At 31.9% G+C, this 19,715-nt stretch carries 20 protein-coding genes; 14 read left to right on the forward strand and 6 right to left on the reverse strand.

The features are described from left to right. The first annotated feature begins 46 nt into the window (after positions 1–46). From rsgA to rlmN, 7 genes are all read left to right on the forward strand, one after another. Positions 47–997, forward strand: coding sequence for a ribosome small subunit-dependent GTPase A (gene rsgA, locus P8K68_RS05095; RefSeq protein WP_300248590.1), 951 nt, complete (start codon positions 47–49; stop codon positions 995–997). Positions 998–1,120: 123 nt separating this feature from the next. Continuing rightward, positions 1,121–1,573, forward strand: coding sequence for a D-aminoacyl-tRNA deacylase (dtd, locus tag P8K68_RS05100; protein ID WP_300248591.1), 453 nt, complete (start codon positions 1,121–1,123; stop codon positions 1,571–1,573). Next, positions 1,573–2,088 (forward strand): metal-dependent hydrolase, encoded by a 516-nt coding sequence (locus P8K68_RS05105; protein ID WP_300248592.1) that lies wholly within the window; start codon positions 1,573–1,575, stop codon positions 2,086–2,088. Before dtd ends, P8K68_RS05105 begins: the two co-directional genes overlap by 1 nt. Then, complete coding sequence (locus P8K68_RS05110; RefSeq protein ID WP_300248593.1) at positions 2,085–2,411, forward strand: nucleotide pyrophosphohydrolase; 327 nt, start codon at positions 2,085–2,087, stop codon at positions 2,409–2,411. Before P8K68_RS05105 ends, P8K68_RS05110 begins: the two co-directional genes overlap by 4 nt. A 123-nt stretch (positions 2,412–2,534) precedes the next feature. Continuing rightward, positions 2,535–3,758 (forward strand): 3-phosphoshikimate 1-carboxyvinyltransferase, encoded by a 1,224-nt coding sequence (locus P8K68_RS05115; RefSeq protein WP_300248594.1) that lies wholly within the window; start codon positions 2,535–2,537, stop codon positions 3,756–3,758. A gap of 90 nt (positions 3,759–3,848) precedes the next feature. Then, positions 3,849–4,898, forward strand: coding sequence for a tRNA preQ1(34) S-adenosylmethionine ribosyltransferase-isomerase QueA (queA, locus tag P8K68_RS05120; protein WP_300248596.1), 1,050 nt, complete (start codon positions 3,849–3,851; stop codon positions 4,896–4,898). A gap of 362 nt (positions 4,899–5,260) precedes the next feature. After that, positions 5,261–6,301, forward strand: coding sequence for a 23S rRNA (adenine(2503)-C(2))-methyltransferase RlmN (gene rlmN, locus P8K68_RS05125; protein WP_300248597.1), 1,041 nt, complete (start codon positions 5,261–5,263; stop codon positions 6,299–6,301). A 51-nt stretch (positions 6,302–6,352) separates the two neighbouring features. On the opposite strand, the gene P8K68_RS05130 is transcribed toward rlmN, so the two are convergent. Continuing rightward, positions 6,353–7,384: a T9SS type A sorting domain-containing protein gene (locus P8K68_RS05130; RefSeq protein ID WP_300248598.1), complete on the reverse strand. Its 1,032-nt coding sequence runs from the start codon at positions 7,382–7,384 to the stop codon at positions 6,353–6,355. A gap of 178 nt (positions 7,385–7,562) precedes the next feature. Here P8K68_RS05130 and P8K68_RS05135 point away from each other — a divergent pair, with 178 nt between their 5' ends. Then, the gene (locus P8K68_RS05135) at positions 7,563–8,540 is read left to right on the forward strand and encodes a polyprenyl synthetase family protein (RefSeq protein WP_300248599.1); all 978 of its coding nucleotides are present in this window, start codon (positions 7,563–7,565) and stop codon (positions 8,538–8,540) included. Positions 8,541–8,618: 78 nt separating this feature from the next. On the opposite strand, the gene P8K68_RS05140 is transcribed toward P8K68_RS05135, so the two are convergent. From P8K68_RS05140 to P8K68_RS05150, 3 genes are read right to left on the reverse strand one after another with little or no spacing between them, the layout of a single operon-like run. Next, complete coding sequence (locus P8K68_RS05140) at positions 8,619–9,575, reverse strand: transglutaminase family protein (protein ID WP_300248600.1); 957 nt, start codon at positions 9,573–9,575, stop codon at positions 8,619–8,621. A 12-nt stretch (positions 9,576–9,587) separates the two neighbouring features. Beyond that, positions 9,588–10,511: an alpha-E domain-containing protein gene (locus P8K68_RS05145; RefSeq protein WP_300248602.1), complete on the reverse strand. Its 924-nt coding sequence runs from the start codon at positions 10,509–10,511 to the stop codon at positions 9,588–9,590. 16 nt (positions 10,512–10,527) lie between these two features. Next, positions 10,528–11,937 (reverse strand): circularly permuted type 2 ATP-grasp protein, encoded by a 1,410-nt coding sequence (locus P8K68_RS05150; protein ID WP_366143729.1) that lies wholly within the window; start codon positions 11,935–11,937, stop codon positions 10,528–10,530. 284 nt (positions 11,938–12,221) lie between these two features. Between P8K68_RS05150 and P8K68_RS05155 the strand changes: the two genes are divergently transcribed. The 4 genes from P8K68_RS05155 (at position 12,222) to dnaG (ending at position 16,786) form a co-directional block, all read left to right on the forward strand. Further along, positions 12,222–12,797 (forward strand): sigma-70 family RNA polymerase sigma factor, encoded by a 576-nt coding sequence (locus tag P8K68_RS05155; RefSeq protein WP_300248604.1) that lies wholly within the window; start codon positions 12,222–12,224, stop codon positions 12,795–12,797. Then, positions 12,784–13,533, forward strand: coding sequence for a hypothetical protein (locus P8K68_RS05160; RefSeq protein WP_300248605.1), 750 nt, complete (start codon positions 12,784–12,786; stop codon positions 13,531–13,533). Before P8K68_RS05155 ends, P8K68_RS05160 begins: the two co-directional genes overlap by 14 nt. Before the next feature lie 55 nt (positions 13,534–13,588). After that, a complete protein-coding gene (locus P8K68_RS05165; protein WP_300248606.1) occupies positions 13,589–14,668 on the forward strand; it encodes a hypothetical protein in 1,080 nt (359 codons plus the stop codon). Positions 14,669–14,827: 159 nt separating this feature from the next. Then, on the forward strand, positions 14,828–16,786 hold the full coding sequence (gene dnaG / locus P8K68_RS05170) for a DNA primase (protein WP_300248607.1): 1,959 nt from the start codon (positions 14,828–14,830) through the stop codon (positions 16,784–16,786). A 3-nt stretch (positions 16,787–16,789) separates the two neighbouring features. Here dnaG and P8K68_RS05175 read toward each other — a convergent pair whose 3' ends face one another. Then, positions 16,790–17,419 carry a response regulator transcription factor gene (locus P8K68_RS05175; RefSeq protein WP_300248608.1) on the reverse strand — a complete coding sequence of 210 codons (630 nt, stop codon included), beginning with the start codon at positions 17,417–17,419 and terminating at the stop codon, positions 16,790–16,792. Positions 17,420–17,517: 98 nt separating this feature from the next. Continuing rightward, complete coding sequence (gene nadE / locus P8K68_RS05180; protein ID WP_300248610.1) at positions 17,518–18,306, reverse strand: NAD(+) synthase; 789 nt, start codon at positions 18,304–18,306, stop codon at positions 17,518–17,520. A gap of 93 nt (positions 18,307–18,399) precedes the next feature. On the opposite strand from nadE, the gene gldB reads away from it, so the two are divergent. Together gldB and gldC are read left to right on the forward strand one after the other, a co-directional pair. After that, the gene (gene gldB, locus P8K68_RS05185) at positions 18,400–19,368 is read left to right on the forward strand and encodes a gliding motility lipoprotein GldB (protein ID WP_300248612.1); all 969 of its coding nucleotides are present in this window, start codon (positions 18,400–18,402) and stop codon (positions 19,366–19,368) included. After that, positions 19,368–19,706 carry a gliding motility protein GldC gene (gene gldC, locus P8K68_RS05190; RefSeq protein WP_300248613.1) on the forward strand — a complete coding sequence of 113 codons (339 nt, stop codon included), beginning with the start codon at positions 19,368–19,370 and terminating at the stop codon, positions 19,704–19,706. Before gldB ends, gldC begins: the two co-directional genes overlap by 1 nt. The last annotated feature ends 9 nt before the right edge of the window (positions 19,707–19,715 follow it).

Below are 19,715 nucleotides of genomic sequence, written 5' to 3' on the forward strand. Positions count from 1 at the left end.
TCTTACGTTTAAAATAATTTTTTTAAGTTATTTTTGGAGAATTGTTATGACAGGACACGTTTACAAATCTACAGGGAGTTGGTACACAGTTAAAACCGAATTAGGGCAAACTTACGAATGCCGTATCAAAGGGAAATTCCGTTTAAAAGGCATTAAAAGTACCAACCCTATTTCTGTTGGTGATGTTGTAGATTTTGAATTAGAAACAGATAATAATACAGAAACAGGTGTTATTAATACTATTCATGATAGAAAAAACTACATTGTTAGAAAGTCTGTAAACCTCTCCAAGCAAACTCATATTATTGCTGCTAATTTAGATCAGGTTTTTTTAATGATTACCATTAATAATCCGCCAACGCTAACTAGCTTTATTGATCGGTTTTTAGTAACTGCGGAAGCCTATTCTATAAAAACGATTTTATTATTTAACAAGATTGATACTTATGACGAAGAGACTTTAAACGAAGTTAAATTTCTAGCTCATATTTATAGAGAAATTGGCTATGAATGTATTGGGGTTTCTGCTAAAACTGGAAAAAATGTAGATAAAGTAAAATCGCTAATGATTGGTAAAACAAGTATGTTTTCTGGTCATTCTGGAGTTGGTAAATCAACACTTGTAAATACCATTGAGCCTTCATTAAATATTAAAACTAAAGAAATATCAACACAACATAGCCAAGGGCAACATACCACTACTTTTGCAGAAATGTTCGATTTAAGCTTCGGTGCAAAAATTATTGATACGCCAGGAATAAAGGGTTTTGGTATTGTTGATATGGAACCAGAAGAAATAGGGGATTATTTTCCTGAAATTTTCAAATTAAAACAAGATTGCAAATTCAATAATTGTTTGCATGTGCAAGAACCTAAATGCGCTGTAAAAGAAGCTTTAGATAGAGAAGAGATTGCATATTCACGCTATAGAAGTTATTTGCAAATGTTAGAAGGTGAAGATGAGCATTACCGTACCGATATTTGGGATAATCAGTAGGCATTTTTTAGTCATCAGTCACAGTTTGTATTATTAAAATAAAAAGTTAATTGTAAAAATTTAAGCAATACTCCGCAACGGTTCCCTATCTTTTGGAGAGGGCTAGGAGAGTTTTTTTAGTTTATGAAAGCAGTTATTCAAAGAGTTTCAAAAGCAAGTGTAACCATTGAAGGTGAAAAAGTAGCTTCAATTGAAAGTGGGCTTTTAATTTTTTTAGGAATCGTTGATGAAGATACTCATGAAGATATCAAATGGCTTTCCAACAAAATCGTGAATCTTAGAATTTTTGGAGATGAAAATGGCGTTATGAATAACGCCTTAAAAGATGCACATGGTGATGCCATTGTAGTAAGCCAATTTACTCTGCATGCTTCCACTAAAAAAGGAAACCGCCCAAGTTATATTAAAGCAGCAAAACCAGATGTTGCCATTCCGCTATATGAAAATTTTGTATATCAACTTGAAAAAGATTTAGGAAAAAAAGTACAAACAGGACAGTTTGGAGCCGATATGAAAGTGGAATTACTTAATGATGGTCCAGTAACTATTATAATTGATACTAAAAATAAAGTGTAATGGCATCTGTTTTTGGACACGGGGTTATTGGTTATACTCTAACAAAAGTAATTGATAATAAGAACACCAAGTGGTTAGTGTTAGCAGCCATATCTTCTGCAATATTACCTGATTTTGATGTTATTGCTTTTAAACTTGGAATAGCTTACCAGCACCCTTTAGGTCATCGTGGATTTTCACATTCCATTCTTTTTGCTATCCTTTGGGCATTAGGTTTAATGCTAACAGTAGGCAGAAAGTATAAGCTAATTTGGTTTTTAGTTATTTTTCTGTCAACTATATCACACGGAATTTTAGATGCTATGACTTCTGGTGGTGAAGGTGTTGGGTTTCTTATACCATACAATAATGAAAGATTCTTCTTTTCATTTAGAGAAATATTAGTATCACCGTTAGGTATTAAAAACTTTTTTTCCGCTTGGGGGATGCAAGTTATATTAAGCGAATTAAAATATATTTTTATGCCATGCTTAGTTATTTTGTTAATTTTAGGTACTTTAAAAAAATATAAATGAATATTCAAAACGCACAAAAAGAAGTAGATAATTGGATAAATGAACACGGCGTTCGTTATTTTAATGAGCTTACTAATATGGCACAACTTACAGAAGAAGTAGGTGAGGTAGCACGAATTATTGCCAGACGTTACGGCGAACAAAGTGAAAAGGAAAGCGATAAGGATAAAGATTTAGGTGAAGAATTAGCAGATGTCATGTTTGTTGTGTTATGTTTAGCAAATCAAACAGGTGTAGACTTACAAAAAGCTTTTGATAAAAGAATGGATAAGAAAGGAAAACGAGACCACGATAGGCATCATAATAACGAAAAATTGAAATAACAATTTTAGAATGGGATGTGCATAGCGTTTCGTTAAAACCCAGAAAAAAACATTAAATTACTTAGTATTAATCTCGATTATCGAGTAAGTTTGCGACTTCTTTAAATAGAAATTCACAAGAATATGCACTTTACACTTCAGAAATCTAAAATAGCTAAACAATCTTCTATTCAAATAACAGGTTCAAAAAGCGAATCTAATAGGCTGTTGTTATTGCAAGCATTATATCCTGAATTTAAACTTGAAAACGTTTCAAATTCTGATGATAGTAATTTAATGACCAACGCATTAAATTCAAAATCAGAAATTATTGATATCCACCATGCGGGAACCGCTATGCGTTTTTTAACAGCATACTTTTCAATTCAAGAAAATAGAGAAACCATTCTTACTGGCTCAAAACGCATGAAAGAGCGACCAATTAAAATTTTGGTTGAAGCGTTGCAAGACCTAGGAGCAGAAATAAGTTATGAAGAAAACGAAGGCTTTCCTCCAATAAAAATAAAAGGGAAGAAGCTTACTAAAAATAAAGTATCGTTAAAGGCAAATGTTAGTAGCCAGTATATTTCAGCATTACTTTTAATTGCTTCAAAACTTGAAAATGGTTTAGAATTAACGCTTGAAGGTGAAATTACTTCCATTCCATATATAAATATGACATTAAGTTTATTGGATGAAATTGGAATAGAAACCAGTTTTATTGGGAATACAATTACGGTGAAACCAACAACCAATAACCACCAACCAGCAACTCTAGTAGTAGAATCAGATTGGTCATCGGCATCCTATTATTTCAGCATTGCTGCTTTAAGTGAGGTTGGAACAGAAATAACCTTATCATCTTATAAAGAAAACTCATTACAAGGCGACTCTGCCTTAGTAGAGATTTATAAACACTTTGGAGTGTCAACTATTTTTAATGAAAATTCACTGACTTTAAAAAAGCAACATTCAAATTCAGAATCCCTTTCTCTAGATTTAAAAAACGCACCAGACATTGCGCAAACCATAGTATTAACCTGTTTTGCTTTAGGTATGCCGTGTGATTTAATTGGCTTACATACGCTTAAGATTAAAGAAACGGACAGACTAGTCGCTTTAAAAACCGAAATTGAAAAATTAGGAGGCGAAGTAAGAATTACAGATAAATCATTACACCTCTTAGCATCCAAAAAAATCAAAGCAATGGTTTCAATTGCAACCTATAACGACCACAGAATGGCTATGGCATTTGCGCCATTAGCATTAAAAACCTCAATTGTAATAGAAGATGCTATGGTCGTTTCAAAATCATATCCAACCTTTTGGGAAGACTTGAAATCTGTTGGTTTTCAGATTATTAAATAATAATCACTCATTTACTTGACAACCCCTATCCTCAGATTGTATATTTGCAACCTTGCGAAAAATAAACACGCCTAATAAAACAAATAATACATGAAATTATCACACTTCGGCTTCGAATTACCAGAAGAATTATTAGCAGAATACCCTGCAGAAAATAGAGATGAGTCTCGTTTAATGGTTCTTAATAGAAAAGAGCAAACCATTGAGCATAAAATGTTTAAAGACGTTATTGACTACTTTAACGAGGATGATGTTTTAGTTTTAAATAACACCAAAGTATTCCCAGCAAGACTTTTTGGAAACAAAGAGAAAACAGGAGCAAGAATTGAAGTGTTTTTATTAAGAGAATTGAACGAAGAACAACGCCTTTGGGATGTTTTAGTTGATCCAGCACGTAAAATTAGAATTGGAAATAAACTTTATTTTGGTGAAGACGAATCTTTGGTTGCAGAGGTTATCGATAATACAACATCAAGAGGACGTACATTACGCTTTTTATATGACGGATCGTACAGAGAATTCCGTATAAAATTAAACGAATTAGGGCAAACACCACTGCCTAAATATATAAAAAGAGATGTAGAGCCAGAAGATGAAGCGCGCTACCAAACTATCTTTGCAAAAAACGAAGGTGCAGTAGCAGCTCCAACAGCAGGTCTACACTTTTCAAAACACCTATTAAAGCGTTTAGAAATTAAAGGAGTGAATTTTGCTGAGGTTACATTACACGTAGGTTTAGGGACTTTTAATCCCGTAGAAGTAGAAGATTTGTCTAAGCATAAAATGGATAGCGAAGAGCTAACCATTGGAAGCGAAGCAGTAAAAATTGTAAATACAGCACTTAAAGAAAAACGACGTATTTGTGCCGTAGGGACTACTGCGATTCGTGCCATAGAAAGTGCCGTATCTACAGGTGGGCAGCTAAATGAGTACGATGGTTGGACCAATAAATTCATTTTTCCGCCCTATGAGTTTACTATACCTAACGCTATGATAACTAATTTCCACACGCCAAAATCAACTCTATTAATGATGGTTTCAGCCTTTGCAGGTCACGATTTTATAAAGCGTGCTTATGATGAGGCAATCAAAGAAGGCTACAAATTCTATAGCTACGGCGATGCCATGTTAATCATATAATCAAAATACATCCAAAGTAATAATGAGCCTCTTTTCGAAGAGGCTTTTTTTTACAAATTATTTGGGCATTCCTCAAGGGTCGGGCTTTCGGCAGTCGCTTTTTTGTGTTGCATAGGTGCAACAACACAAAAAGAGCTTCAACAATGCCTCAATCCCTAATGCGAATTACTACTCCAATTCACAATTTGTAACATAACTAGAATAATTCCTCCACTTTTTTTTCAAGGGGAGAGCTTGTGCCGAATTTATTTCGGTATGCATAAAGGCGAAGAGGGTTTTTGAAGTTTATTTAATCATTTATAAAAAGTAATTATCTCTCATAATTAACAATTAGCAAATCCTTTCCTTATTTTTGCATTCAAATGGAAATCAAGAAAAAAGACATACGCGCATTAACCAAAGAGCAATTAAGAACGTTCTTTGAAAAAAACGGAGATAAAGCCTTTCGTGGCAATCAAGTTTACGAATGGCTGTGGCAAAAATCGGCACATACTTTTGAGGATATGACGAATGTCTCAAAAGAAACCCGCCAAATGCTCGAAGATAACTTTGTTATCAACCACATTAAGGTCGACCAAATGCAACGTAGTAATGACGGGACTATTAAAAATGCTGTACGACTTCATGACGATTTAATTGTAGAATCTGTTTTAATACCAACAAAAACAAGAACCACAGCATGTGTGTCAAGTCAAGTAGGTTGTAGTTTAGATTGTAAGTTTTGTGCAACCTCACGCTTAAAACGCATGCGAAATCTAAACCCAGACGAAATTTACGACCAAGTGGTTGCTATAGATAACGAAAGTAGATTATATCATAACAGACCTCTAAGCAATATTGTATTTATGGGTATGGGCGAACCGCTAATGAATTACAATAACGTTATAAAGGCTATCGATAAAATCACATCACCAGAAGGTTTAGGAATGTCTCCAAAACGTATTGTGGTATCCACATCAGGCGTGCCAAAAATGATTAAAAAAATGGCTGATGATGAGGTTAAATTTAAATTAGCAGTATCATTACATTCTGCAATTGATGAAGTTAGGACCTCAATTATGCCCTTCAATGCTACCTTTCCGCTTAACGATTTAAGAGAAGCTTTGGAGTATTGGTATGCAAAAACCAAAAATAGAATTACTTACGAATATGTAGTTTGGGATGGTATTAACGACAAAAGAAAAGATATAGATGCACTTGTTGAGTTTTGTAAATTCGCACCCAGTAAAGTAAATATTATTGAGTATAATCCCATAGATGATGGCGAGTTTCAGCAAGCCCAATCTAGTGCCATAGATATGTATGTGCAAGTGCTAGAGAGTAACCATATTACAGTTACTGTAAGACGGAGCAGGGGTAAAGATATTGATGCTGCTTGCGGGCAATTAGCTAATAAAAGTTAAAAAAGAGCTGCACGATACAACTCTTTTTTAAGATTATCAGTTAAAATTTATTTACTGTTTTATAATTCTTTTAGTAACCTTACCATCTGTAGAGTATATATTTATTAAATATAAACCACTACGCAACTCTGAAATATTAATTTCTTTTTTACTAATATTTTCGATTGGAATAGATTTCACTATTCTACCGTTAATATCAACTATTTCTAATTTTGTAAGATTTAAACGATTTGCTGCAGATAAGTATATAACGTCAGTAGCTGGGTTTGGATAGAGTTTTATAGATTCTGATAGTGAATTATCTATGTCATTTACGCCTAATAAACTTTCAGTTGCAGTTGCTCTAATTCTTAATGCATCAAATTTTGAAACTGAAGCTACAGTGTTTCCTGTGTCGGTAAAAACTGCAAAATCAACTTCGAAAGGATTAATACCTGTAGCTGAACTATTAAATCCAGTATAAAATCCTGAACCTTTCCAGATAACCTCTCCAGTTACTGGATTAAATGCGAAACCAATCCTGTACCATGTGTCTGCGTTTAATGTGATAACTGTGTTACTTAATCCTAAGTTAATAAGATAAGTGCCAATAGGTACTGATCCTCCTCCATCAGTGTAAACAATACCACTTAACGCTTTTGTTTCAGGTGAATATTGAAATCCAGTTATTGCTATAGAATAATCTGAATTGTATATTTGAATTGCAGTAGTATTTTTACTAGTTGTAGCTGGCCCCGAAAAAAAGTCAAATTCAATTTCAATGAAGTCATTTCCAAATGTGCGTGATCCCCAAAATGTATCTAATCCGTTTACCCATAAAAATCTTGAACCAGTATCAGTAGCTGGACCTGTAATTTGTAGTATATTGGCCTGACTTCCACCTTCATTTACAATTTGATAATCTGAATTAGCACCATTAAATGTAAACATGCCGCCTTGTCCAGCCAGCGCTCCTGATGGATCTGTGCCTACGTTTCCTATTGTTAAAGCATCATAATTTTCATTTTGAAAATCTTGTGATAAGCCTTGGTTGAAAAAACCTAAGCACAGTAAAAAAGATAATAATAAAGTAATTTTTTTCATAGTAATTCTTTTAAGGTTAAGACTTTAAAGTAGTGTTTTTTAGTTAATTGAATGTAAGTTTATCGATTAATAACATTTATTTTTGTTGTACTGTTAAATTTATTAATCGCTGTTTTGCCTCAAGATTATAGCATAAATATAACTTAATCAGTAAATTTGTGAAAATTGAATATTTTAATTGAAAGTAGTAGAGCAAATAAAGCAACCCATAGCCTATGAAATGGATCTTTTCGAGCAAAAGTTCCAGCTTTCTATGTCTAGTAAAGTGGCTTTATTAAACAGGATTACACATTATATTGTAAATCGTAAGGGCAAACAAATGCGACCCATGTTTGTGTTTTTAGTCTCAAAAATGGTTTCTAATGGCGAGGTAAGTGAGCGTACATATAGAGGCGCATCAGTTATAGAATTGATTCACACTGCAACTTTAGTTCATGATGATGTTGTGGATGATAGTAACCGTAGAAGAGGTTTTTTCTCAGTAAATGCCCTTTGGAAAAATAAAATTGCAGTTTTAATTGGCGATTTCTTACTGTCAAAAGGCTTATTGTTGTCCATTGATAATAACGACTTCGATTTGCTTAAAATTATTTCAATCGCTGTACGCGAAATGAGTGAAGGTGAGTTACTTCAAATTGAAAAAGCCCGTAAATTAGATATTACAGAAGCTATTTACTATGAAATTATTCGCCAAAAAACAGCAACCTTAATTGCGGCGTGTTGTAGTTTAGGAGCAGCCTCAGTAAAACCAGAATCACAGCATGTAGAGACTATGCGTAAGTTTGGAGAGTTAATAGGTATGGCATTCCAAATAAAAGATGATTTGTTTGATTATGGCAATGCGCAAATTGGTAAGCCAACAGGTATTGATATTAAAGAACAAAAAATGACATTGCCTTTAATTTACGTATTAAATCAAGCGTCTAAGAAAGATAAAAAGTGGCTTATAAATTCCGTTAAAAATCATAACAAAGACACGAAACGCGTTAAAGAAGTTATTGCATTTGTAAAAGATAGTGGTGGTTTAGATTATGCTGTAACTAAAATGAAACAATTTCAATCTGAAGCCTTACATTTATTAGAAAGTTATCCAGAATCAGATTTTAAAAACTCATTAGTACTTATGGTGAATTATGTCATCGATAGGAAGAAATAATACCTTTTCATTTTTTTATTTTAGTAATCATATAAAAAGCCGTTTTATTACGGTTATTTTAAATAAGACATATAGTAGTTACTGCTGTTGTTGATATTGTTGCATTAATTCTAAATTACGCTTATAGCTATTATTTGTTTCAGAAGCGGAAGTTTTAGTAATATATTCTGTTTTATTTACCTCTGTATTTTTGGAATTTTTTACTTCAACTTTCACCTGCATTTCGGCTTCAACTTGACCTTTAAAAACACCTTTTACAGGAGAACAGTCATCATAATGTCTTCCCACTGCTAGTCGTACATGGTTTTCGTTAGCAATTGCATTATTAGTAGGGTCAATTCCTAGCCATCCATAAAAAGGAATATAAGCTTCTACCCAAGCATGAGTAGCGCCTTCACCTCTAGTTATATCTTCGTTAGGGCAGATATATCCACTAACATAGCGTGCTGGAATATCAAGCATTTTAATCATTCGTAAAAGGACGTTAGTGAAATCTTGACATACACCTGCTTTTAATTCCCATGCTTTTTCTAAAGGCGTATTTACATCGGTAACACCAGATTTATATTCAAAATTGTTATGTACATATTCGCAAAGTTCAAGTACCGCTTTATATGGCGATTTGGTTTTTAACTTTTTGTTTAAAATAATATCATGAATATCTTGACTACCTTTAAATGTTTTGATATTGGTAAAATCAATAAAAGTAGTCGTATTTTTTATTTGTTTTAATTCATTCCATTGTGAAACTATATCAACACTATCATCTGGGAATATTCTATCACTAGTATTTACTTCAATTTCTGATACTATATTTAACGCGTTGTGAGGTTCTGTAACCATAAAGGTACCCACGCGATTATCAAAAAAATCAGTAAAAGTTTCGATGAAAGAATTATTAGTGACAGATATTAAATGCGATACCACTTTTTGATAGTTGTCGTTTATAGGATGCAGTCTTATAAGAGTAGCTCCGTCTATTACAGGGTTACTATAGCTGTATTTTGTAATATGTTTAATGAAAAATGTAGCCATAAAGTGTATAAATCAATTATTTTGTGAAAAGTAAACAGCATTGATATTTAATGAGATATTTCTAATATCTTCCTTAATATCACTAATAAAATTATTTAAGCCTTGATTATTAATGTTTTCAATAGTAGTGTATTTAATTGTGCTTTCTAGCTTTCCTAATAAAAACTCTATATTATTTTTTTCAAGCTCATTAGTTTCTATAAGTTCATTAATGTGCCTACTAAGCTTATTAATACAATAATAAACAGATCTTGGAAATAACTTATCTTGAAAAACCATCCTTATAACATGTTCTTCGTTAAAGGTAGATTTGTGTTTTTTTAGATATAATTGATATCCACCAATAGATAGAAGTAAATTTTTCCAATAGAAACTCTTTTCTAAAGCATCTGATGTATTTCCAATATCAATAAGTTTAAGAGATGTGAAATCTGAAATAAGAATAACACGCTCTAAAAACTTACCTACATTCATAAAATAGAAGGAAGCTCCACGCTCTTGTGTAATGTCTGATGTTCCATAATAAATGAGGTGATATTTTCTTAAATCTTCTAAAAAATGAACAGGGTCTTCTTCTAATTTTTTGTGTAAATCTTTGTTTGTAAGGTATAGATAATAATTGTTAATACATAGCCAAAGCTCTCTAGAAATATGTTCTTGAACACTTCTGGCGTTTTCCCTTGCTTTTGTTATAATATTTAAAATTGAATTAGAATTTTTGGTATTTAACACCATAAAATCAATACATGCTATGGGATCTTCAGTATAAAAATCATTGTCATAGTTTGTAAACGTTTTCATAATAGGGGTCCACGAAAATAGCTCTGGAGAGTCTTGATTGGCGTAATAGTTTACCTTTAGTAAACTTAATATACCGTTTCCGCGTTCCATATATCTGTCTAACCAAATAAGATTATTTGCTACTCTACTTAACATATATAATTTTTTTATTTTATTCTAAAACCCAAGTGTCTTTGCTTCCTCCACCCTGTGAGCTATTAACAACTAAAGATCCTTTTTTTAAAGCAACTCGTGTTAGTCCGCCCGGGCAAATGTCTATACCATCTCTTCCTGAAAGGGCAAATGGTCTTAAATCAATACACCGCGGAGATAATTTACCATCAATATAACAAGGAGCCGTAGAGAGTCGTAAAATAGGTTGGGCTATAAAGTTTTCAGGTTTTTTACTTACGTTATCAAGGTAATCTTGTATTTCTGCATCAGAAGCTTCGTGGCCCATTAACATGCCATAACCACCACTACCATCGGTCTTTTTTATAACCATATCCTTAACATTTTTGGTTACATAATCAAGTTCTTCTGGTCTTCCTAATTGGTAAGTTTCAATATTTTTTAAAATAGGCTCTTCATCTAAATAATATTTTATCATGTCTGGAACATAAATATATACCGCTTTATCATCGGCAATACCCGTGCCTGGAGCATTTACAATATTTACATGTCCTTTTCTATAAGCAGCCATAATACCTGCAACACCCAAAACACTTTTGGCATTAAACTCTAGAGGGTCTAAGAAATCATCATCTACACGTCGGTAAATCACATCCACTTGTTTTAAGCCGTTAGTAGTTTTCATGTAAACAAAATGATTTTTAACAACTAAGTCGCTACCTTCTACCAATTCAATACCCATTAACCTAGCTAAAGTGGTATGCTCATAATAAGCTGAGTTGTAAATACCAGGGGTTAGTAATACAATATTTGGGTCTGCTTTGTCAGATAATTCTTTTAGTTTTTTATAAAGCATATTAGGGTAATTGGATACCGATCTAACATTCGCTTTAGGTAAAATACCAGGAAATAACCGCTTGGAGATTTCTCTGTTTTCAAGCATGTAGCTTACACCAGAAGGAGTTCTTAAATTATCTTCAAGCACATAAAATTCTCCATCGCTATTACGAATTAAATCTACACCAGAAATATGTACGTAAACATCATAAGGTACTTTTACGCCTTTCATTTCACGCAGAAAACTTGGACAAGAGTAAATTAATTCACCAGGAATAACACCATCTCTTATAATAAACTGTTCGTTATAAATATCTTTAATAAATAGATTTAATGCTTTAAGACGTTGCTTAATACCAGTTTCAATTTTATTCCATTCTTCACCAGTAATTATTCTTGGAACAATATCAAAAGGAAATATTTTTTCGATACCTTCATTGTCGTTATAAACAGTAAAAGTAACACCTTGGCTCATAAATAATTGTTTAGATAAATCTTCTTTTTTTGTAAGCTTTTCTGGAGAGGTTTTTTCTAAATATTTTATAAATTCTTCGTATTGAGATCTAAACACAGAACTATTGTTATACATCTCATCCCAAGTCTTAGGAAGCAAGTCATATGAAGAAAATAAATGTTTATTTGACATAGATTAACGTTTTCATAAATGTAATAATATTTTGAATAAAATTCAATAAATTACAGTAACGGTTATAAATAAATCAATGATTTGTAATTTTTACTGAAAATATTTTTAAATTTTATTATTTTTAGCCTTAAAAATTATGATTCTTGTTGTTTAATTGATTTTAAAGTATTGATTTTTATGTTTTCAATAAAAAATTGAAGCTTCAGACAACCATTTGCATAAATTTTGCGTCTTTATAAATAGAAGACTATATGAAACGATTTTTGAAAGTTATTCAATTACATAGAAACGAATCGGATTTGATAAAGAAAGCGGTTAAAAATAATCGCGAAGCACAACATTTGTTGTTTGAAATGTATGGGCCAAAAATGTTGAGTGTTTGTAGGTGTTATATTAAAGATATTCAAAAATCGGAAGAAGCGATGCTGAATGGTTTTTTTAAAGTGTTTTCAAATTTAAAAAGTTTTAAAAATGAAGGTAGTTTTGAAGGCTGGATAAGACGTATTATTGTTAGAGCATCCATTTCTTATTTAAGACAACAAAAACATATTGAATTCCCTGTTGACTTCATTGAATTTGAAAATGAGTCTTTTAATAACATAAAAACAGATATTGAAGTTGCCGAAATCCAGCAATTAATAGATGAGTTGCCAGAAGGTTATAAAATGGTTTTTATAATGTATGCCATTGAAGGTTATAAACACCACGAAATAGCAGATTTACTGAATATTACAGAAGGGACATCAAAATCTCAATTATTTAAAGCTCGTAAAATGCTTCAAGAAAAAATAAAAAAGTTAAATAAAGTAAGCTATGGCTCCAATTAAATTTGAAGAAAAAATAAAGAATAAGCTTGATAAACGAACTATAAAACCATCTGCTGATGCTTGGAATAATTTATCAGAGCGTTTAGATGCTCAAGATAAAAAGAGTAATAAACCATATTGGTGGTTTGGTATTGCTGCCAGTGTTATAGGGGTTTTATTTGTTATTTCTCAATTTTTAAATAATGATTTAGAAGTTTACGATACACCAATAATTGTTGAAACGCCTGAAATTATTAAGAATAACGAAAATATAACGGTAGCTATTCAAGAGGAAACGCCCGAAACTATTGAAGAGGCTCAAATAACAAATAAGAAAGAATCCTTTAAAGTTACAACTAATAAAAAGCGCGTTGCTAGTAAAGAAGCGTTTATAGCTGTTACTAAAGAAGACAAAATTTCTTCGGATAAAAAAACAAATCCTATTGCAGCTGAATTGCCAAAGCAAAATTTGACTTTTGAAGAACAAAAAATACAAGATGTGGTTGCTCAAGTTCAGTCTATGAAACTAGAAAATAAGGTAATTACAGATGCTGATATTGATGCGTTACTAAAAGAAGCACAAAAAGAAATTATACGTAATAGACTATATAATGAAACTACCAATGTGGTTGATGCCAATGCTTTACTTCAAGACGTTGAAGCAGAGTTAGATCAGTCCTTTAGAGCTAAGGTTTTTGAAGCCTTAAAATCAAGTTATAATTCAGTTAAAACTGCAGTTGCTCAGCGCAACGAGTAATCAAAATTTAAAACATTCATCAAATCAATTAATTATAATCAAAAAACGAACAGTTATGCAAACAATTACAAAACACATAATGATGCTCATTCTTGCTTTGAGTATTCAATTTATTTATGCTCAAGACACGATAAGTAACAGAAATAATAAGTACAAAATAGAAACATTAAAAGATATTAAAGAGCGTATTAAAGAAGAGGAACGTAATTTTTTAAAAGCAGAAGTAGAGGCTATAAACTTGCGTTTAAATAGCGGTGAAATCAACAATGATGAGGCTGAAAGTCTTAAAAAACAACTGGCAAAAAGGCGTGCCTTAAATATTGAAAATCGTTTAGCTATAATAAACAATAAAATTTCTTTATTAGAACGAAATGATGAGGGATATCGCATAAATAATGAGGAAGATTTGTCTAGAGTTGGTATGAGTATAGGCGGTAACGATGATAGTTTTGCAGGTATAAAAATCAACTATAGAAACAAACCCAAAAAGTACGATTTGCGAACCTCAAGCGATTTTGTTCTTGCTTTTGGATTGAATAATGCCATAATTGAAGGTGAAAATTTAGATGACTCACCTTATAAATTTGGAGGTTCTCGTTTTTTTGAAATTGGTTGGGCTTGGAAAACGCGAGTGTTCAAAAACTCAAATGTCTTAAGATTAAAATATGGGTATTCTCTTCAAATAAATGGGTTAAAGCCTCAGGATAATCGGTACTTTGTTCAACAAGGTGATCAAACTGTTTTGGAAGAGTTTCCAGAAAGCCTTAAAAAATCTAAACTGTCTATTACAAATTTGGTATTTCCGTTACATTTTGAATTTGGTCCATCAAAAAGAATTGATAAAGACACTTATTTTAGATATTCAACCGATAATAAATTCAAAATAGGTATTGGTGGTTATGCTGGTTTCAATATTGGGACACGACAAAAGCTAAAATATGAATTAGACGGCGAGCGTATCAAAGACAAACAAAAACGTGGATTTAATACCACAAATTTAGTTTACGGATTAAGTAGCTATATCGCTTTTGACGATGTAGCACTTTATGTGAAATATGATTTATCTCCAATATTTAAAGATCAAATAGTTAATCAAAATAATATTTCTATTGGTGTTAGATTTGATATGGATTAGAAGATTTTTTAAATCAATTAAAAAAAAATTAAACCTGCATAAGCTACTAAAAAACTCGAATTTTTTCGGGTTTTTTAGTTTTTAAAATAACTGCTTGATTTAGCTATTGAACCATGTATTATTTTATCTTACTTTTACATACACTAAAAATCTTATTTTTTGATATCACCATCATCCATTGATCAAGTATTTGAAACCGCCCGAGTAGAGGAGGTAATTGGTGATTTTGTTCAACTTAAAAAAGCGGGAAGTAACTTTAAAGGCTTAAGCCCTTTTAGTGATGAGCGTTCGCCAAGTTTTATGGTATCGCCAGTAAAGCAAATCTGGAAAGATTTTTCAACTGGTAAAGGAGGGACTGCCGTATCGTTTTTAATGGAACACGAGCACTTTACATATCCTGAAGCTATTAAATATCTAGCTAAAAAGTATAATATTGAAATAGAAGAAACTGAGCAGTCAAACGAGCAAAAAGAGAAAGCAAATGAGCGTGAAAGTTTATATTTAGTAAGTGAGTTTGCAAATACTTATTTTCAAAACATATTACATAAAACGGATCAAGGAAAATCTATAGGATTAAGTTATTTTAAACAACGTGGTTTTACTGAAGAAACGATTAAAAAATTCGATTTAGGATATTCGCTCAATGAATGGCAAGCCTTTACAGATGAAGCTTTAAAACAAGGTTATAATATTGATTTTTTATCAAAAACAGGACTTACCATAGTTAAAGAAGATAAACGCTTTGATAGGTTTAAAGGGCGTGTTATGTTTCCTATAAAAAGCATGAGTGGTCGCGTATTAGGTTATGGTGGCCGTATTCTTGTAGCAGATAAAAAAGCGGCGAAGTATGTGAACTCTCCAGAAAGTGATATTTACCATAAAAGTAAAGTGTTATATGGTATTTATCATGCAAAGCAAAGTATAGCTAAGGAAGATAATTGTTATTTAGTTGAAGGTTATACCGATGTTATTCAGTTTCATCAAACAGGTATCCAAAACGTTGTTTCTTCTTCTGGAACAGCCTTAACATCTGAGCAAATAAGGCTAATAAACCGACTTACAAAAAATATTACCGTACTTTTTGATGGCGATGCTGCGGGTATGCGTGCATCACTTCGTGGAATCGATTTAATTTTGGAACAAGGAATGAATGTTAAGGTTTGTACTTTCCCTGAAGGTGAAGATCCTGATAGTTTTTCAAGACAAAACACATTAGAAGAACTTACATTATATCTAAATGAAAATGCCAAAGATTTTATTCAATTTAAGGCCTCTATATTATTTGAAGAATCTAAAAACGACCCCATAAAAAAGGCAGATACCGTTAGAGATATTGTAAATAGTATATCTAAAATTCCAGACCGTATTAAAAAAGAAATTTACATTCAGGAATGTGCTAGAATAATGGATATTAGTGAAGAGGTTTTGTTTAGTACATTGGCTCAAATCGATAAAAAAGAATTTCAAGAAACGCACAAAAAAAATAAAACTGAACAAAAAGCTTTTGATGTTATAAAGCATCAGCAACCTGTTGAAAAAGTTAATATTCAATACGTTTTAGAACGAAAAATAATAGAAATATTATTGCTTTATGGAAATAAAACCGAGCATTTTGAAGACTTAGTTTTAAAAGAAAATGATAAGTCAGAATTGGTTTTAGAGCCCGTAATTCATGAAGCAAAAGTATTTGAAAAAGTATTTTTAGACTTGCAGGATGATGAAATGCAATTTACTAATGAGCAGTTTAAAACACTTTATTATACCATTATAGACCGATTAAATCAAGACCAAGAATTTGAATTAAAAACATTTGTTAATTCTGTAAATCAAGAGATGGCTAATGAAATTACGACTATCTTGATGGAGGATGAACGTTATGCTTTAGACGATTGGAATAGAATGAATATTTTTCCTAGAGGAAAAATGCAATCTATAGCACAATTGGTTAGCGAAACCATTTTAAGTTTACGATGCTTTTTAATTGACCAAAAGGTAAAAGAGTTTCAGCAAGAAACACTGCAAAACAAAATAGACTCGAATAGAAATATACTTGAAGAAGTAAAAGACTATTCGGGTCTAAAAATGTTGTTGTCTAGAAAACTAAACAGAGTATTGTAAAAACTATACTTGTTGGCTAAGCTTCGCTTGATTAACTAGGTCAACTAAATTAGTAACTTTTAACTTTCGCATTAATCGAGCTTTATAAGTACTAACTGTTTTTTCGTTAATGTCTAATTCCTTAGATATTTCTTTGTTTTTTCTACCAATAGTCAGAAGTTTTAAAACTTCAGATTCTCTAGTAGAAAGTTTTTTGTAGAAATTTCCACTCTTATTTACTCTTGTGCCAAAAGCAAGTTGTTGCGTTAAATCATTACTTAAATGAATACCACCTTCATGTACTTTCATGATGGCTTCGTTAATAGTAATTACATTCACAGATTTGTTTAAGTAACCTGCTGCACCAGCTTTAATGGCGTTAATGGCGTAAACCTCTTCAGGTTGCGCACTAAGAATAATGGTTTTAATGTCTGGAAAATCATTCTTCAAATAACGTAAAACCGTCAATCCATTTAATTTTGGAAAATCGGCTTCAGTTAAAATAATGTCTACAGGATTTTTCTTTACAAAATCCAAAATGGCTTCGCCATCATCTACACTACCAACAATTTTAATGTTGGGTGAGGCAGAAAAAAGAACTTCTAGTCCTTTTCTCGTAATTGGGTGGTTGTCTGCTATTAATAATTTTATCATAATAAAAAAGCTTTTTTTAAATAACTAGTTGAGAGATAGTTAAGTTGAGAGATTAAGCTTGCTGTAAATGTAATACTTTTTTAAATAATCTGCAATTCTTACAGCAGATTACTAGGAATTTCGCAAATCGGAATAGGAATCATCTTATGTTTGTTTGAGGTATTATAGCGTTTATATATTTCAAATACGGCTTTTTCTCGTCCTGAAAAGTCCTTAGCCGTTTTTCCTTCATCATCCTTTTTCATAGCCCACTCTAATTCTGGGTATGAAGCACCAATTTGATCTTCGTCACTTCTACTATCACCAAATAAACCATCACTAGGGGCTGCTTTCATTATAGATTCTGGTACTTTTAAAAATTCGCCTATTCGATAAACTTCAGACTTCATTAAATCTGCAATCGGACTTAAATCTACGCCACCATCACCATACTTGGTGTAAAAACCCACACCAAAATCTTCTACTTTATTTCCAGTCCCTGCAACTAATAATCCGTATAATCCTGCATAATAATAGAGCGTAGTCATTCTTAACCTAGCACGTGTATTTGCTAAGGCCATATCTACTGTAGCTTGGTCACCATCCAAAAACACTTCCGTTTTAAACGCTTCAAAAACAGGGGTTAAGTCAGTACGCGTTTCATCTACATTATCAAAACGGTCTAAAAGCTGTGCAATATGCTCTTTGGCTCTGCTTACATGACTCTTAGCCTGATGTATAGGCATTTCAACACATAAAACGTTAAGTCCTGTTTTTGCGCAAAGTGTAGAGGTTACTGCAGAATCAATTCCACCAGAAACTCCTACAACAAAGCCATTTATTCCTGCTTTTGTAGCATAATCTTTTAACCAATTAACAATATAATCTACAACTTTTTCTGTTTGCATTTTGAATGAATTTATTATGTAATAATAGTACCTTTGTAAACAAAAATAAACCTTACACTCAATTTATAAAAATTTATGACGTTTAAGTTTTCTATGAAATCTAAAATACTGTATTTATTTGTTTTTATGAGTGCTTTTTCTTGTAGAAAAGAAAGCGCTTTGGAGTATGAAATAGCTAAGGTAAATACAGATGTTAAGATAGAGCGTTTTGAGAAGCTATTTGCTAAAGTTACTGAAGAAGACTTTCCAAATTTAAAAAAGGAATATCCTTTCATGTTTTCTGAAAAGTATCTTGATTCATTTTGGTTAGCAAAAAAAACAGATACTTTACAAATTCAGTTATTTGATGAAGTTGATAAAACCTTTTCAAATTTTGATGATACTGAAAATGAGATAGAATTGCTATTCAACCATTTAAAATATTACTTTCTAGAGTTTAATCCGCCTCGAATTATAACCACCACTAACGATGTGGATTATAGAAATAGAGTCATTGTAACAGATACTATTGCGATAATTGCATTAGATTCTTATCTAGGTAGCGAGCATGAGTTTTATGTGTATTCAAACATCCAAAAATTTATAAGAAGAAATTTAAGCAAAGAGCATATAGTAGTTGACCTCGCAAATGAATATGCGAAAAAATATATCTATCACCCTAATAGAAAACGTTTATTAGATGAAATGATTTATTTCGGGAAACTATTGTATTTTAAAGATGTGATGCTTCCATTTAAAACTGAAGCAGAACGTATTGGGTATACACAATCTGAACTAGATTGGGCCATTACAAATGAAAATTATATCTGGCGTTTTTTTGTAAGTCGCGAATTATTGTTTAGTACAGATTCTAAATTACCAAGACGATTTATTAACCCAGCACCGTTTTCTAAGTTCTATTTAGAAAGTATTGATTCAGATTCCCCAGGGCGACTAGGGCAGTATATAGGTTGGCAAATTGTAAGAGCTTATATGGATCAAAATGATGTGACTTTAAAAGATCTGCTCATAAAAAGTACCGACGATATTTTTAATAACTCAAAATTTAAACCACGCAAATAATGGCAAATAAAATAACATCAAAAATAGAGCTTAATATTGAATTGGATGAAAACCGTGTGCCAGAAAAATTACATTGGACGGCACAAGATGGAGGGATAACTAATGAAGAAGCTAAAGCCATGATGCTTGCAGTTTGGGATGCTAAAACGCAAGAAACACTTCGTATAGATTTATGGACAAAAGATATGCCTGTAGATGAGATGAAAGTGTTTTTTCATCAAACCTTAGTGGCTATGAGTGATACTTTTCATAGAGCAACTCAAGATGACAAAATGAGTGCAACCATGAAAGATTTTTGTGATTATTTTGCTGAAAAATTAGAATTGAAAAAAGAATAATTTATTGTT

The organism is Algibacter sp. (assembly GCF_029245835.1).
Taxonomy (GTDB): Bacteria; Bacteroidota; Bacteroidia; order Flavobacteriales; family Flavobacteriaceae; genus Algibacter_B.